Annotated in this window: 15 protein-coding genes and 1 riboswitch; of the genes, 11 read left to right on the top strand and 4 right to left on the bottom strand. The window is 60.3% G+C overall.

What is annotated here, in order from left to right; translation table 11 throughout:
* The 6 genes from LVW35_RS20790 to LVW35_RS20765 all read left to right on the top strand — a co-directional run bounded on the left by LVW35_RS20790 (position 1) and on the right by LVW35_RS20765 (position 6,870).
* A complete protein-coding gene (locus LVW35_RS20790; protein WP_233891832.1) occupies positions 1-597 on the top strand; it encodes a tRNA-uridine aminocarboxypropyltransferase in 597 nt (198 codons plus the stop codon).
* 111 nt (positions 598-708) lie between these two features.
* The gene (gene cysM, locus LVW35_RS20785) at positions 709-1,611 is read left to right on the top strand and encodes a cysteine synthase CysM (RefSeq protein ID WP_233891831.1); all 903 of its coding nucleotides are present in this window, start codon (positions 709-711) and stop codon (positions 1,609-1,611) included.
* On the top strand, positions 1,611-2,963 hold the full coding sequence (gene rlmD, locus LVW35_RS20780; protein ID WP_233891830.1) for a 23S rRNA (uracil(1939)-C(5))-methyltransferase RlmD: 1,353 nt from the start codon (positions 1,611-1,613) through the stop codon (positions 2,961-2,963). The genes cysM and rlmD overlap by 1 nt, the downstream gene beginning before the upstream one ends.
* Before the next feature lie 119 nt (positions 2,964-3,082).
* Positions 3,083-5,326 (top strand): GTP diphosphokinase, encoded by a 2,244-nt coding sequence (gene relA, locus LVW35_RS20775; protein ID WP_233891829.1) that lies wholly within the window; start codon positions 3,083-3,085, stop codon positions 5,324-5,326.
* Positions 5,327-5,465: 139 nt separating this feature from the next.
* Positions 5,466-6,299: a nucleoside triphosphate pyrophosphohydrolase gene (gene mazG, locus LVW35_RS20770; RefSeq protein WP_233891828.1), complete on the top strand. Its 834-nt coding sequence runs from the start codon at positions 5,466-5,468 to the stop codon at positions 6,297-6,299.
* A gap of 25 nt (positions 6,300-6,324) precedes the next feature.
* The gene (locus LVW35_RS20765; RefSeq protein WP_016976511.1) at positions 6,325-6,870 is read left to right on the top strand and encodes a DUF2058 domain-containing protein; all 546 of its coding nucleotides are present in this window, start codon (positions 6,325-6,327) and stop codon (positions 6,868-6,870) included.
* Between the two features lie 96 nt (positions 6,871-6,966).
* Here the strand turns inward: LVW35_RS20765 and LVW35_RS20760 are convergent, their stop codons facing one another.
* The 4 genes from LVW35_RS20760 to purM form a co-directional block, all read right to left on the bottom strand.
* Entirely contained in the window at positions 6,967-7,155 is a 189-nt protein-coding gene (locus LVW35_RS20760) for a hypothetical protein (protein ID WP_122717887.1), read from the bottom strand.
* Between the two features lie 262 nt (positions 7,156-7,417).
* Positions 7,418-8,131, bottom strand: a complete 714-nt coding sequence (locus LVW35_RS20755) for a DUF3108 domain-containing protein (RefSeq protein ID WP_233891827.1) — start codon at positions 8,129-8,131, stop codon at positions 7,418-7,420.
* Between the two features lie 8 nt (positions 8,132-8,139).
* Entirely contained in the window at positions 8,140-8,790 is a 651-nt protein-coding gene (gene purN, locus LVW35_RS20750) for a phosphoribosylglycinamide formyltransferase (protein WP_233891826.1), read from the bottom strand.
* Positions 8,790-9,848, bottom strand: a complete 1,059-nt coding sequence (purM, locus tag LVW35_RS20745) for a phosphoribosylformylglycinamidine cyclo-ligase (protein ID WP_233891825.1) — start codon at positions 9,846-9,848, stop codon at positions 8,790-8,792. The genes purN and purM overlap by 1 nt, the downstream gene beginning before the upstream one ends.
* 353 nt (positions 9,849-10,201) lie before the next feature.
* Between purM and LVW35_RS20740 the strand changes: the two genes are divergently transcribed.
* The 5 genes from LVW35_RS20740 (at position 10,202) to LVW35_RS20720 (ending at position 14,783) form a co-directional block, all read left to right on the top strand.
* The gene (locus LVW35_RS20740; protein WP_233891824.1) at positions 10,202-11,242 is read left to right on the top strand and encodes a DUF2066 domain-containing protein; all 1,041 of its coding nucleotides are present in this window, start codon (positions 10,202-10,204) and stop codon (positions 11,240-11,242) included.
* Between the two features lie 32 nt (positions 11,243-11,274).
* Positions 11,275-12,348: an AI-2E family transporter gene (locus LVW35_RS20735; protein ID WP_233891823.1), complete on the top strand. Its 1,074-nt coding sequence runs from the start codon at positions 11,275-11,277 to the stop codon at positions 12,346-12,348.
* Positions 12,349-12,551: 203 nt separating this feature from the next.
* Positions 12,552-13,256 (top strand): DnaA regulatory inactivator Hda, encoded by a 705-nt coding sequence (gene hda, locus LVW35_RS20730; protein ID WP_233891822.1) that lies wholly within the window; start codon positions 12,552-12,554, stop codon positions 13,254-13,256.
* A gap of 213 nt (positions 13,257-13,469) precedes the next feature.
* Positions 13,470-14,099: a C40 family peptidase gene (locus LVW35_RS20725; protein ID WP_233891821.1), complete on the top strand. Its 630-nt coding sequence runs from the start codon at positions 13,470-13,472 to the stop codon at positions 14,097-14,099.
* A gap of 144 nt (positions 14,100-14,243) precedes the next feature.
* Complete coding sequence (locus LVW35_RS20720; RefSeq protein WP_233891820.1) at positions 14,244-14,783, top strand: C40 family peptidase; 540 nt, start codon at positions 14,244-14,246, stop codon at positions 14,781-14,783.
* A gap of 97 nt (positions 14,784-14,880) precedes the next feature.
* A riboswitch (cobalamin riboswitch) is annotated at positions 14,881-15,127 on the top strand.
* Positions 15,128-15,132: the final 5 nt, after the last annotated feature.

Below are 15,132 nucleotides of genomic sequence, written 5' to 3'. Positions count from 1 at the left end.
ATGTCCAGACCCCAGTGTTCCCGCTGCCTCAGGCCTGTCGCCCACTGCCTGTGCGCGCTGATCCCCAATCTCGACAGCCGCACGCGCGTGTTGCTGTTGCAGCATCCGAGCGAGGTCAACCATGCGCTCAATACCGCACGGCTGGCGGCGCTGGGTTTGAATAATACGCAGTTGGTGGTGGGCGAGGTGTTTGAGGATCTGCCGACATTGCTGAATGTGCCCGGCTACCAGGCACGGCTGCTGTTTCCGGCTGACGGCGCCGAGCCGTTGCAAGCCTACGCGCCGGGTGATCAGCCGTTGCTGCTGGTGGTCCCCGACGGCACCTGGCGCAAGGCACGCAAGCTCTTGCACCTCAACCCGTCATTGGCGGCGTTGCCCAGGGTGGCATTGGCCGACGGCGCGGTGTCCCGTTATCGGCTGCGCAAGGCACCCGACCCCGGCGCATTGTCGACGGTTGAAGCGATCGTGCAGGCGTTGGAGGTCCTGGAATCGCCAGCATCGTTCGTGCCTTTGCTCAAACCCTTCGATGCGTTGATCGACGGCCAGATTGCGGCGATGGGGGCTGATGTGTTCCAGCGCAACCATGGCGAACGGTGACCATTCGGCGCCTTATTCCTTTAAGGAATAATCACCGCACTTTGCGTGATATGGTCCGTCGGCCTTTCCCGGTATGATGTTCGCCCCCGCAGTCTGGATTGCGAATACGCCATGACCTTGCAGTACCCAACAATCGCCGATTGCGTCGGCAACACACCCCTGGTCCGCTTGCAACGCATGGCGGGTGAGACCAGCAATACCCTATTGCTCAAGCTCGAAGGGAACAACCCGGCCGGTTCCGTGAAGGACCGCCCGGCGTTGTCGATGATCACCCGCGCCGAGCTGCGCGGACAGATCAAGCCGGGCGACACTCTGATCGAAGCCACCTCGGGTAATACCGGGATCGCCCTGGCCATGGCCGCCGCGATCAAGGGTTACAAGATGATCCTGATCATGCCCGACAACGGTAGCGCCGAGCGCAAGGCGGCGATGACCGCCTACGGTGCCCAGCTGATCCTGGTGACCCAGGAAGAGGGCATGGAAGGCGCGCGCGATCTGGCCGAACGCATGGCTGTCGAAGGCCGTGGCCTGGTGCTGGATCAGTTCGCCAACGGTGACAACCCCGAGGCGCACTACACCACCACCGGCCCGGAAATCTGGCAGCAGACCGCGGGCACCATCACCCATTTCGTCAGCTCCATGGGCACCACCGGTACGATCATGGGCAACTCGCGCTACCTCAAGGAGCAGAACCCGGCGATCCAGATCGTCGGCCTGCAACCGATGGAAGGCGCGGCCATCCCCGGTATCCGCCGCTGGCCCGAAGAGTATCTGCCGAAGATCTACAATTCGACCCGCGTGGACCGCATCATCGACATGGCCCAGCGTGAAGCCGAAGATACTACCCGCCGCCTGGCCCGTGAAGAGGGCATCTTCTGTGGCGTGTCCTCCGGCGGCGCCGTGGCCGGTATGTTGCGCTTGTCCCAAGAAGTGAAAAACGCAGTGATCGTCGCGATCATCTGTGACCGAGGCGACCGCTACCTGTCGACCGGCATCTTCGACGAACCCAACTGATGGCCAAGCACGAGAGAGGCCTGCGCTTCCAACCGACGGGCGGCAGCCGGGCCCCGCAGATCCCTGTGGGCAAGAAACAGCGCCTGACCATCGAGCGCTTGGCCAATGACGGGCGGGGCATCGTGTTCTTTGAAGGCCGTACCTGGTTTGTAAATGGCGCGCTGGCCGGCGAAGAAGTCGAGGCGCGGGTGTTGGGTGCTCACGGCAAGATTGTCGAGGCGCGTACCGAGCGGGTGTTCAAGGCCAGCGAATTGCGTCGCCCGACGCCGTGCGCCCATGTCGGCCGCTGCGGCGGTTGCAGCGTGCAGCACTTGCCCCATGGCGAACAGCTTGCCCTGAAACAGCGCATGCTCGCCGAGCAACTGTCCCGCGTGGCGGGTGTCGAACCGCAGGAGTGGGCCGCGCCTTTGAACGGGCCGGAATTCGGCTACCGTCGCCGTGCCCGCGTGGCCGTGCGTTGGGATGCCAAGGCGAAACACCTGGAAGTGGGTTTCCGCGCCGTGGCCAGCCAGGACATCGTCGCCATCGACGATTGCCCGGTGCTGGTACAGGCCTTGCAACCGATCATGCAGCGTCTGCCTAACATGTTGCGCTGCTTGAGCAAACCCCAGGCGTTGGGGCATGTGGAGTTGTTCAGCGGTACGTCCATCGCCGTGTTGCTGCGGCACATGGCGCCGTTGTCGGAAGCGGACCTGCAGGTGCTGAAAGAGTTCTGCGCCTTCCATGAAGCCCAATTGTGGCTGCATGGCGAGGGCCAGCCCGAACCGGTGGACGCCGATTCGGTGCTCGGGTTTCGATTGGATCACTGGGATCTGGAGCTGGCTTACCGGCCCGCAGATTTTGTCCAGGTCAACGCCGGGGTCAATGAAGCGATGGTTGCCCAGGCACTGGAATGGCTGGCGCCACAACCCGACGAACGGGTGCTGGACCTGTTTTGCGGTCTGGGCAACTTCGCCCTGCCACTGGCGCGTCAGGTGCGTGAAGTGGTGGCGGTGGAAGGCGTGCAGACCATGGTGGACCGGGCGGCCGTCAACGCTGTCAGCAACGATTTGCATAATGTGCAGTTTTTTCAGGCCGATTTGTCCCAGCCTTTGACTGACGCGAAATGGGCCAAACAGGGCTTTTCTGCGGTACTCTTGGACCCACCCCGCGATGGTGCCCTGGAGGTTGTGCGCAAGCTGGCTACCCTGGGGGCCAAGCGTCTGGTGTATGTGTCCTGCAACCCGGCCACGCTGGCGCGGGACACGGTTGAGTTGGTCAAGCAAGGCTACCGGCTAAAACGTGCCGGGATCCTCGACATGTTTCCGCAGACCGCGCATGTCGAGGCCATGGCGTTATTTGAAGCGGGCTAGGATGCCCGTTTAATCCGACCGGCCTGTCGTCTCCAGGGCCTGTGATCTGCCAGGGAGCAGTACAAGGTCGGCGATGAATTCTGGCGCATCAGAGGTGCGTCGTAGGGAAGGTAAGCAAGATGGTACAGGTGAGAGCACACCAGCCGATCAACACCGACGGCAGTATCAATCTCGAGGCATGGCTGGATCATGCCATCAGTGTCGACCCGGCACTGGACCGTGAAGCCTTGAAAGCAGCCTGCGAGTTCGCTCGTGAGTCTGAGCAGCAAGACAATGCGGCCAAGAACCTGTGGGCCGAGGGCACTTCAAGCTTTCGCACCGGGTTGGAAATCGCCGAGATCCTCGCCGATCTCAAGCTGGACCAGGATTCGCTGATCGCCGCCGTGCTCTATCGCGGCGTGCGTGAAGGGCACATTCAGTTGGCGACCGTTGGCCAGCGTTTCGGCTCCGTGGTGGCCAAACTGATTGATGGCGTGCTGCGCATGGCGGCGATCAGTGCCAGCCTCAGTCCGCGTCAGTCCATGGTACTGGGCACCCAAGGCCAGGTAGAAAACCTGCGCAAAATGCTCGTGGCGATGGTCGACGATGTACGCGTCGCGCTGATCAAGCTGGCCGAGCGCACTTGCGCGATTCGGGCGGTAAAGACCGCCGACGACGAAAAGCGCAACCGTGTTGCCCGTGAAGTCTTCGACATTTACGCGCCGCTGGCGCACCGCCTGGGCATCGGCCATATCAAGTGGGAGCTGGAGGACTTGTCCTTCCGCTACCTCGAACCCGATCAATACAAACAGATTGCAACACTGCTGCATGAGCGGCGGCTTGACCGTGAGCGTTTCATCAGCGACGTGATGGGCCAGCTGCGCTCCGAGTTGCAGGCCACTGGCGTCGAAGCCGACATCAGCGGCCGCGCCAAACACATCTATTCCATCTGGCGCAAAATGCAGCGCAAGGGCCTGGCCTTCAGTCAGATCTACGACGTACGTGCCGTGCGCGTGCTGGTGCCGGAGATGCGCGACTGCTACACCGCGCTTGGCATTGTCCACACCCTGTGGCGACACATCCCCAAGGAGTTCGACGACTACATCGCCAACCCCAAGGAAAACGGTTATCGCTCGCTGCACACCGCCGTGATCGGCCCCGAGGGCAAGGTGTTGGAAGTGCAGATCCGCACCCATGCCATGCACGAAGAGGCCGAGCTGGGCGTGTGCGCGCACTGGCGCTACAAAGGTACCGACGTCAAGGCTGGCTCCAACCAGTACGAAGAGAAAATCTCCTGGCTGCGCCAAGTGCTGGAATGGCACGAAGAACTCGGCGACATCGGCGGCCTGGCCGAACAGCTGCGGGTGGATATCGAACCGGACCGGGTCTATATCTTCACCCCGGACGGCCACGCCATCGACCTGCCGAAGGGCGCCACACCGCTGGACTTCGCCTACCGCGTACACACCGAGATCGGCCACAACTGCCGGGGCGCGAAGATCAACGGGCGCATCGTGCCGCTCAACTACAGCCTGCAGACCGGTGAACAGGTCGAGATCATCACCAGCAAGCACGGCACGCCGAGTCGGGACTGGCTCAACCCGAACCTGGGCTACATCACCACGTCGCGGGCGCGGGCGAAGATCGTCCACTGGTTCAAATTGCAGGCGCGCGACCAGAACGTCGCCGCCGGTAAAACCTTGCTTGAACGCGAGTTGGGGCGCCTGGGCCTGCCTCAGGTGGACTTCGACAAGTTGGCCGAAAAAGCCAACATGAAGATCGCCGAAGACATGTTCGCTGCCCTGGGGGCCGGCGATTTGCGCCTGGCCCAACTGGTCAACCTGGCCCAGCAGTTGGTGGAGCCAGAGCGCGGCAACGAGCAACTGGAGTTGATTCCGCGCAAGGCCACCGGCTACAAGCCCGGCAAGCGCGGCGATATCCAGATCCAGGGCGTTGGCAACCTGCTCACGCAAATCGCCGGTTGCTGCCAGCCATTGCCGGGGGATGCGATTGTCGGCTATATCACCCAGGGCCGTGGCGTGAGCATTCACCGCCAGGACTGCGCCTCGGTGCTGCAACTGGGTGGGCGCGAGCCGGAGCGCATCATCCAGGTCAGTTGGGGGCCGGTGCCGGTACTCACCTACCCGGTGGACATCATCATCCGTGCGTACGACCGTTCCGGTCTGCTGCGTGACGTGTCGCAAGTGCTGCTCAACGAGCGGATCAACGTGCTGGCGGTCAATACCCGCTCGAACAAAGAAGACAACACCGCGCTGATGTCCCTGACCATCGAGATTCCGGGGCTGGACGCATTGGGGCGGTTGCTGGGGCGGATTTCCCAGTTGCCGAACATTATCGAGACGCGGCGTAATCGCACGCCATGATTAGCGGGATGAACGCGGACTAAAATGTGGGAGCGGGCTTGCTCGCGAATGCGGTGGGTCAGTCAATATAGTTGGCACTGAAACACTGCTTTCGCGAGCAAGCCCGCTCCCATATTTGATCTTCAGCGGATAGAGATCAATGTATTCACTAGATGACCTGCTGCACTTGATGAATCGCCTGCGGGACCCGCAATACGGGTGCCCGTGGGACATCAAGCAAACCTATGCCACCATCGTCCCGCACACCCTGGAAGAGGCCTACGAAGTGGCCGACGCCATTGAACGCGGCGACTTCGATCACCTGCAAGGCGAGTTGGGCGACCTGTTGTTCCAGGTGGTGTATTACAGCCAACTGGCGCGGGAAGAGGGGCGTTTCGAATTTGCCGGGGTGATCGACAGCATCACGCGCAAGCTCATTCGCCGCCATCCCCATGTGTTCCCCACCGGTGATCTGTATGCGCCGCTGGATATCCCGCAGTTGAGTGAAGAACAGGTCAAGGCGCGCTGGGAGCAGATCAAGGCCGAGGAGCGCGCGGAAAAGTCCGACGCACCTGAGCAACTTTCCCTACTGGACGATGTGCCCACGGCGCTGCCGTCCCTGTCCCGTGCCGCCAAATTGCAGAAGCGCGCCAGCCAGGTCGGCTTCGACTGGCCATCGGCCTTGCCGGTGGTGGACAATGTGCGCGAAGAACTCGATGAAGTGCTCGAAGCCATGGCCGACAACGATTCGGTGGCCATTGCCGATGAGGTCGGTGACCTGCTGTTCGCGGCAGTCAACCTGGCCCGTCACCTCAGGGTCGACCCGGAAACCGCGCTGCGTGGCGCCAATGCCAAGTTCGAACGACGCTTCCGATTTATCGAACAGGCATTGCGCGATACGCACCAATCCATAGAAGATTGCACCCTCGAAACGATGGACGCCCTGTGGGGCGAAGCCAAACGCCAGGAAAAGAATCTGTCCAGCTGCGGTTGAGCAGTTGCCTAAGTGAGTAAGCACCATGAGCCTTTCCCTTCGCGACCAGTTGCTCAAAGCAGGTCTGGTCAACCAAAAGCAGGCCAAGCAGGTCGGCAAAGAGAAACAGAAGCAGCAGCGTCTGGTCCACAAAGGCCAGATCGAGGCGGATGACACCCAGGCCCGCCTGGCGGCCGAAGCGCACGCCGAGAAGGTCAAGCGCGATCAGGAACTCAATCGCCAGCAACAGGAAAAAGCCGAGGCCAAGGCCCGTACCGCCCAGGTCAAGCAACTGATCGAGACTTCGCGCCTGCCCAAGCTGACCACCGAGGACTACTACAACTTCGTGGATGACAAGAAGGTCAAGCGCCTGTCGGTCAACACGCTGATGCGCAACAAGCTGAGCAACGGCTCCCTGGCCATCGTGCACCACGGTGGCAGCTACGAGGTGATTCCGCGCGAAGCGGCGCTGAAGATCCAGGAGCGCGCACCGGAGCGTATCGTGCAGCTCAATATCCTGACGGAAAGCCAGGTGCCGGATGAGGATGATCCATACGCCGCCTACCAAATCCCGGATGATCTGATGTGGTAAAGCTGTAGAAACAATAAACCCCGCTCAAAAGGCGGGGTTTGTTTGCAGGCTATCCAGCTGCTGTGTGGGGCTGGATGCCTGCAGAATTTCAGAGTCTCAGGAGCCTTGCGTCTGGCGTCTCATCTCAAGGGCTTCGAGCTCGTTTTTATAATTATGAGCGTCGCTCTCGTTATGAAACATGCCGACCAACAGGTCTTGTTGGTGTACATCCCAGATGTGAATCCCATGGCCCAGTGCTTCGTGGGACATATGTTCGTCGTCGCGTTCAGTTACTTTTACAGTCATCTGCTTGCTCCAATCTCTGGTGGATCTGCGGCAAGTCGTCGCAGGCCTTTGTTATATGTTTTGTTAGCTTGCTAAGTAAACCGACTTTTCGCGCAACAATTCATTGCGGTAAATGCAACAGTGCTGCAGGCCGCGTAACCCGCGACATTGCGCCGCAGGGGCATGAGTTTTATGACAAAAGTTTCATGTTCGCGTCAGGAGCAGCTCAATCGACAGGCGAAAAAAAGCCCCGCATTCGCGAGGCTCTTGTTCCAGTTACCTATCAGCTACCTTTGACAGCCTTACCGTCAACAGTACCGTCCTGCAGCATGATGTTGTATTCCTTGCCGTCGGTCTCAACCTGACGCAGGGCAACCAGAATGCCGCCCTGATCCTTGGCAAACCACATCTGGGTGATGCGCTTGCTCTGAGTCGGGTCACGCACGCGCTCAACCTTGATCGCGTCGATGGAGCCCACCTTGGTCTGGACCTTTTCCGGGCCGATCACGCGGAAGTCATAGGTGTCGACGTCCGTGCCTTCGACCACGTTGTAGCTCATGCTCTTCTTGCCGGCAGCCACGTCGCGCTGCAGGGCCAACTGATAGGTCGACTTGTCGAGCATGCCACTTTGCAGGGCCACGTTGACCGCGTCCTTGTTTTCAAAGCCGGTGACTTTCTTGGCGGTCTGGTCGAAGTCCAGATTGATCTTCTTCGCCTTGCCCAGACCACCGCGTTCGAAGGTGTAGCTCTTGGGTTGCAGGGTGTCTTTGTCGAACAGGATCACACTGGTTTCGGTCAGGCTGGCGATCATCATGGAAGCCTTGAAATTCAAGGTCCAGGTGCCATCGGCATTCTTGGCCAGGCTGCGTTCAGCCGAACCACTCATGGGCAACTGTTTCCAGTCGGCGGTGTAGCTTACGGAGAAAGGGTGAAGGTCTGCTGCTTGCACGGCAGGCAAGGCGAACAGCGCAAAAGCGAAGAGCAGGGCGCGACGCATAAAATCTCCTAGGTTCGAATCAAGTGGCCGCTGGCCGCGAGTAACTGACCGTCCAATAATGCACCCTGGTCACCAAGAATCAACCGCCCCTCGGCAAACCAGCGCACGGCCAGCGGGTAAATCCTGTGTTCCTGGGTGTGAACCCGTTGCGCAAGCGTCTGCGCCGAGTCGTCAGACTCTACCGGAACCACTGCCTGTACGACCAGAGGCCCGCCATCGAGTTCCTCGGTGACAAAGTGCACGCTGCAGCCGTGCTCGCTGTCGCCGGCATCGAGCGCACGCTGGTGCGTGTGCATACCTTTGTACTTGGGCAGCAGGGAAGGGTGGATATTGAGCAGGCGTCCTTCGTAATGCCGCACGAAATCAGCGCTGAGGATGCGCATGAAGCCGGCTAGTATCACGAGTTTGGGGTTGAAGGCGTCGATCAGTTCGATCAAGGCGCTGTCGAAGGCTTCGCGGCCTTCGAACGCCTTGTGATCCAGCGAGCGGGTGGCAATACCCGCGTCCCTGGCGCGTTGCAGGCCGTAGGCGTCGCTGCGGTTGGAGATCACCGCAGCGATGCGCACCGGGCTGTCGCCCGCGCGCGTGCTGTCGATCAGGGCCTGCAAGTTACTGCCGGTGCCGGAAAGCAGCACCACGACATCACAGGTCTCAAGCATCAGTGAGCCTTGAGATTTTTCAGCTCGACTTGAGCCGCGCCTTCGGCAGCGGTGGCGATCTGGCCGATGACCCAAGGCTGCTCGCCGGCTTCACGCAGCACGTTCAGCGCTGTTTCTACGTGCTCTTGCGCCACGCAGATGACCATGCCGACGCCGCAGTTCAGCACGCGGTGCATTTCGGTTTCATCAACGTTGCCTTTCTCTTGCAGCCAGTCGAATACCGCGGGACGCTGCCAGCTGGCCACGTCAACGATTGCCTGGGCGCCTTTTGGCAGCACGCGCGGGATGTTGTCCAGCAGGCCGCCGCCGGTGATGTGGGCCATGGCTTTGACTGCGCCAGTGTCCTTGATCAGCTTGAGCAGAGGTTTGACGTAGATGCGGGTCGGGGCCATCAGCAGGTCGGTCAGCGGCTTGCCGTCGAGTTGGGTGTTCTCGATCTCGGCACCGGACACTTCGATGATCTTGCGGATCAGCGAGTAACCGTTGGAGTGTGGACCGGAAGATGGCAGTGCCAGCAGGGCGTCACCGGCAGCCACTTTGGAACCGTCGATGATGTCGGCTTTTTCCACGACGCCGACGCAGAAGCCGGCCAGGTCATAGTCTTCGCCTTCGTACATGCCTGGCATTTCAGCGGTTTCGCCGCCAACCAGGGAGCAACCCGACAGTTCGCAGCCAGCGCCGATACCGGTGACCACTTGTGCAGCGGTGTCCACGTTCAGCTTGCCGGTGGCGTAGTAGTCCAGGAAGAACAACGGCTCGGCGCCGCATACCACCAGGTCGTTGACGCACATCGCAACCAGGTCGATGCCGATGGTGTCGTGCTTGTTCAGGTTCAGTGCCAGGCGCAGCTTGGTGCCCACGCCGTCGGTGCCGGAAACCAGTACAGGTTGCTTGTAGCCGGCCGGGATTTCGCAGAGGGCGCCAAAACCGCCCAGGCCGCCCATGACTTCGGGGCGCGCAGTGCGCTTGGCGACGCTCTTGATGCGTTCGACCAATGCTTCACCGGCGTCGATGTCTACACCGGCGTCCTTGTAGCTCAGGGAGGGTTGCTTGCTCATGATCCAGGCCTTTAGGGGGATTCAGGGGTAACGACCGAGCGGGCAGGCGCTTTTGATAAAAGGCCCAGCCGTTGACGGTCTGCGAAGGCGCGCGATTTTATCAGGCTTGAGGGGCAGCGGCCATCCTCGGGCCGACGGGCAGGGCCATATAGGTAAAAAAGCCGGTTAAAAAAATGCTAATGGGCCCTGCCTTGGCACGTATTAAGGTATAGCCTTTAACCCGCTGTCGTTATGACAGTCCAAAAACTGCCAGGACCCTGTGAATGTTTTGTCGGTCGCTGTGGTCACAGCCTTGCCAAGCCGAGTTCACGCGGTCTGTTCCAGCCGCCAAATTTGTCGTTCGGGAATCTTCCATGCGTTTGTGTCAATTCTTCTTTTTAGGCTGCTTGTCGTTGGTCAGCCTGGCGAGTCATGCCGAAACCCTCAATGGCCTTTATCAAGTACTCGAACCCGTCAGCAGCCAGTCGCCACAAGAGCGCGACCAGGCGACCCAGCGTGCCGTGCAGACGATGGTGATCCGTCTGACCGGCGACGCCAAGGCCGCCGACGGCCCAGGCCTGGCGGCCGTTCGCAAAGATCCGCAACAAATTATCAGCCAGTACGGCTACGACGCCGGCCCGCCGGAAAGCCTGCAAGTGGATTTCGACCCGGTAAGCACCGATCGTGTTCTGCGTGAGGCGGGCCTGTCGATCTGGGGCAGCAATCGGCCGTCGATTCTTGGCTGGTGGCTGAACGATTCCACCGAAGGCAGCAACCTCGTGGGTGATGGTCAGACCGTCGCCCAAGTGCTGCGCCGTGCCGCGCAACACCGTGGCTTACCGTTGCGTCTGCCGTTGGGCGATTTGGATGAACAGGTGGTCGCCACCGCGCCGAACCTGGAAAGTGCTGACGCCACACCGCTGCGTGCCGCCTCCGAGCGTTACGGCGCCGACGCCTTGCTGGCCGTGCATGCGCGCCAGGAAGGCAGCCAATGGCAGGCCAAATGGCGCCTGTGGCTGGGCGACAAGAGCGAGCAGGGCACTGCGCAAGGTGCCGACACGGGTGCCGTGGCCGATGCGGTGATGCTGGCGGTCAGCCAGAAGCTGGCGCCGCGCTTCGCGGTCAAGCCTGGCGTGAGTACCGAACAATTGCTGGAAGTGCAGGGCATGACCCTGGAGCGTTATGCCGCACTGGGTCATCTGTTGGAGCCTTTTGGCGGTCAGCCACAGTTAGTGGATGGCAATCGCATCGTATACCGCGTCAACGGCAGTGCCGATCAGTTGCGTACTCAATTGAGCCTGGCCAAGTTGCAGGAGATTCCTGCGGGTGAGGCGCCGGTCCAGCAACCCATGGCAGACGGCACTCAGCCGGCGGTTGCGCCTGAGCCCCAGGCGCAATTGCGTTTTCGTTGGTAGAAGTTTTCTTCTTTATATAGATGGAGTGGTTTATGGCGGATACGCGTCGTTGGGTGTGGCTTGGCGGGATTGTCCTGCTGTGCGTTTTTGTGTTCCTGCTGCATTCGATCCTGACGCCGTTCCTGGTTGCGTTGCTGCTGGCCTACCTGTTCGATCCGGTGGTGGATCGCCTGGAGAAGGCCGGACTGTCGCGGACCTGGGGCGTGGTGGCGGTGTTCGCCCTGTTTACCCTGATCATCACGGCGTTGGTGCTGGTGCTGGTGCCGATGCTGGCCAAGCAACTGTTCCGTTTGTATGAGCTGGCGCCGCAGATGCTCGATTGGCTGCAGCATACGGCCATGCCATGGGCCCAGGCCAAGTTGGGGCTGGCGGATGGTTTCTGGAAGTTCGACAAGGTCAAGGCCGCGATCAGCGATCACATGGGCCAGACCACCGATATCGTCGGGGTTATCCTCAGCCAGGCGACCGCCTCCAGCCTGGCGCTGATCGGTTGGTTGACCAACCTGGTGCTGATTCCAGTGGTGGCGTTCTACCTGCTGCGCGACTGGGACATCATGATGGCCAAGATCCGCAGCCTGCTGCCACGCAATCGCGAAGAGCGCATCGTGTCGCTGGCCGAGGAGTGTCATGAGGTACTTGGTGCCTTCGTGCGCGGGCAATTGCTGGTGATGTTGGCCCTGGGGGTCATCTATGCGGCCGGCTTGATGGCAATCGGCCTGGAGCTGGGTCTGTTGATCGGTCTGATCGCCGGCCTCGCCGCAATCGTGCCTTACATGGGTTTTGTGATTGGTATCGGCGCGGCCTTGGTGGCGGGGTTGTTTCAGTTTGGCGGCGACCTGTACCCGATGCTGGGGATCGTGGCGGTGTTTATGGTTGGCCAAGCCCTGGAAGGCATGGTGCTGACGCCGTTGCTGGTAGGAGACCGGATTGGCCTGCACCCAGTGGCCGTGATCTTTGCGATTTTGGCGGGCGGTGAGCTGTTCGGATTTACCGGTATCCTGTTGGCACTGCCGGTGGCGGCGGTGATCATGGTGCTGGTGCGCCATGTGCACGATTTGTATAAGGATTCGGATGTGTACACGGGGGTTGAAGACCCCGATCTGTAATCGCTCTGCAACAAACCCGGCCCAGGCCGGGTTTGTTGTTTCTGGAGCAGGGGCGTCAACCAATCTGCGTAAATCCAACAAGTTAACGCAAACCTTTGATTTTGCTTGGGGTCAGTTGCATTGTGCGCCCGGCGTCACGGGTATAAACTTTGCAAACTTTACACAGAGGCCACTAGCGGTTCGTTTGGAGCCGTTCAGTCAGCATGAAACCGATTCAGCTGCCCTTGGGTGTGCGTCTGCGTGACGACGCCACCTTTATCAACTACTACCCAGGCGCCAATGCCGCTGCACTCGGCTATGTCGAGCGACTCTGCGAAGCCGACGCCGGGTGGACCGAAAGCCTGATCTATCTGTGGGGCAAGCACGGCGTAGGGCGTACCCACCTGTTGCAGGCCGCGTGTCTGCGTTTCGAGCAGATGGGTGAGCCGGCGGTTTACCTGCCCCTGGCTGAGTTGATGGACCGTGGTATCAGCATCTTCGACCATCTTGAGCAGTACGAGCTGGTGTGCCTGGACGATCTGCAAGCGATCGCCGGCAAGGCGGAGTGGGAAGAGGCGTTGTTTCACCTGTTCAACCGCTTGCGTGACAGTGGCCGGCGCCTGCTGATCGCTGCGTCTACCTCGCCGCGGGAATTGCCGATCAAGCTGGCCGACCTCAAGTCGCGGATGACCTTGGCGTTGATTTTCCAGATGCGCCCGCTCTCCGACGAAGACAAATTGCGAGCCCTGCAACTGCGCGCATCCCGTCGTGGCCTGCACCTCACCGACGAAGTGGGGCATTTCATTCTCACTCGTGGCACCCGCAGCATGAGCGCGTTGTTCGATTTGCTCGAACAGCTTGATCAGGCCTCTTTGCAGGCCCAGCGCAAGCTGACTATTCCCTTCCTGAAAGAAACCCTCGGCTGGTAGCCAACCCACTGTTTTCGCGGCTTCTGGAAATTCCCGGGCGCCAGAAAACCTGCGTTTGAGCCGATGTGGCCACGCAAAAGGCAGGTACGGGGTGTTAAGGGCTTAGATGTCATAGTCCAAACAAGAAGTCACAAAGATCACGATTGAATTTGCAAATCGATGTGATAGAGGGCATAGTCTCGTCTTCTTTACATATCAGCCACGGTCGTGCCCATGCTAAATCGCTTCGCACCCCTCGTGCCCCTCGCACTCGTTACCCTGTTGTTTGGTTGCGCCTCCCACCCTCAGCAGGTGGCAGAACAGCAAAAACCACAGGTTCAAAATCAGGCAAAGTTCGTTGCCGCACAGTCTGCTTCTGTTTATGAAGAAGAGCTGGCAACTGAAAAAGAACTGACCAACTTCTCCGGTAACAAGCCTTACCAGCTTCCCGTTCTGGCCGACAGCATCCTTGAACGTGGCATGTCCCTGATCGGTACCCGTTACCGTTTCGGCGGCACCTCTGAAGCCGGTTTCGACTGCAGCGGTTTCATCGGCTACCTGTTTCGTGAAGAGGCTGGCATGAACCTGCCACGCTCCACCCGCGAAATGATCAACGTGAATGCACCGTTGGTCGCGCGCAACAACCTCAAGCCCGGTGATCTGCTTTTCTTCAGTACGGCGGGTCGTGGTCGTGTGAGCCATGCCGGTATCTACCTGGGCGATAACCAGTTTATCCACTCCAGCAGCCGTCGCAGTGGCGGTGTTCGGGTCGACAACCTGGGCGACAGCTACTGGAGCAAAACCTTCATTGAAGCCAAGCGCGCACTCGCCATGGCCCCGACGACGGTTACCGCGAGCAAGTAAACTTAAAGTGATACTTGAAGTTTGACGTGTAAGCGCTAGAATCCCTGGACATTGTTGTAATCCGTTCGCGCGAGCTTTGCTTGCGCGTTCTGGTTTTCAGCGTTCGGCAGCGAAAGCCGCATCCAGACCAGGATTGTTCTGCCCATGTCGACCTCGGCCCGCCTGATCCTCATTCTTTGCGCCGCGCTGCTCAGCGCCTGCGCAAGTCGACCACCGCCGCCCGCGCCTGTCGCGGTGAAGCCCAAGCCGGTGTTCACCTACTCTACCCAGAATTTTTCGCCAGCGGCCGAAGACGTGCTCTTTCGCGCGTTGGGCCTGGTCGGCACGCCTTACCGATGGGGCGGCAACACGCCAGACTCCGGGTTTGATTGCAGCGGCCTGATCGGGTTTGTCTTCCGCGATGCCGCCGGGATTTCCCTACCGCGTACCACCCGCGAGCTGATCGTAATGCGCGCGCAGGATGTCAGCGAGCAGAACCTGCAGACCGGCGACCTGCTGTTCTTCGCCACCGGTGGCGGTTCCCAGGTCAGCCACGCGGGGATCTACGTAGGTGAAGGGCGTTTTGTGCACGCGCCACAAACCGGCGGTACGGTGAAGTTGGATACGCTGTCCAAAGCGTATTGGCAGAATGCTTACCTGAGCGCCAAGCGCGTGTTGCCGGGCAACCTGGCACGAAATCCGTAAGAAGCAGCGGCAAGTTTCAAGTTTCAAGCCGCAAGGGGAGTGATGCCTGCTTGCGGCTATCTGCTTGAGGCTTGCAGCTCGCCCCTCAACCCACTACCCTTCGCCGCTTGTTCCAGGTGCTCTGTGACCCACGGGTCGACAGAGTGAAACAGGGAAGCCGGTGAGTGAGCGCACTTCTACACAGTGCCGCCGCGATTCCGGCGCTGCCCCCGCAACGGTAAATGAGTCAAGACGCTGCCTTTTGCCACTGTATCGCCTGCGATATGGGAAGGCGCAGCGTTGGCCTGCCTTCAGCCAGCACGTCACTCATGAGCCCGGAGACCGGCCTGCAACATCCAACAGCATCACG

The organism is Pseudomonas sp. HN11, assembly GCF_021390155.1.
In the GTDB taxonomy this organism is placed as follows: Bacteria; Pseudomonadota; Gammaproteobacteria; order Pseudomonadales; family Pseudomonadaceae; genus Aquipseudomonas.
The sequence above is the reverse complement of the archived record's forward strand: the minus strand, read 5'-3'. Positions and strand labels throughout refer to the sequence as shown.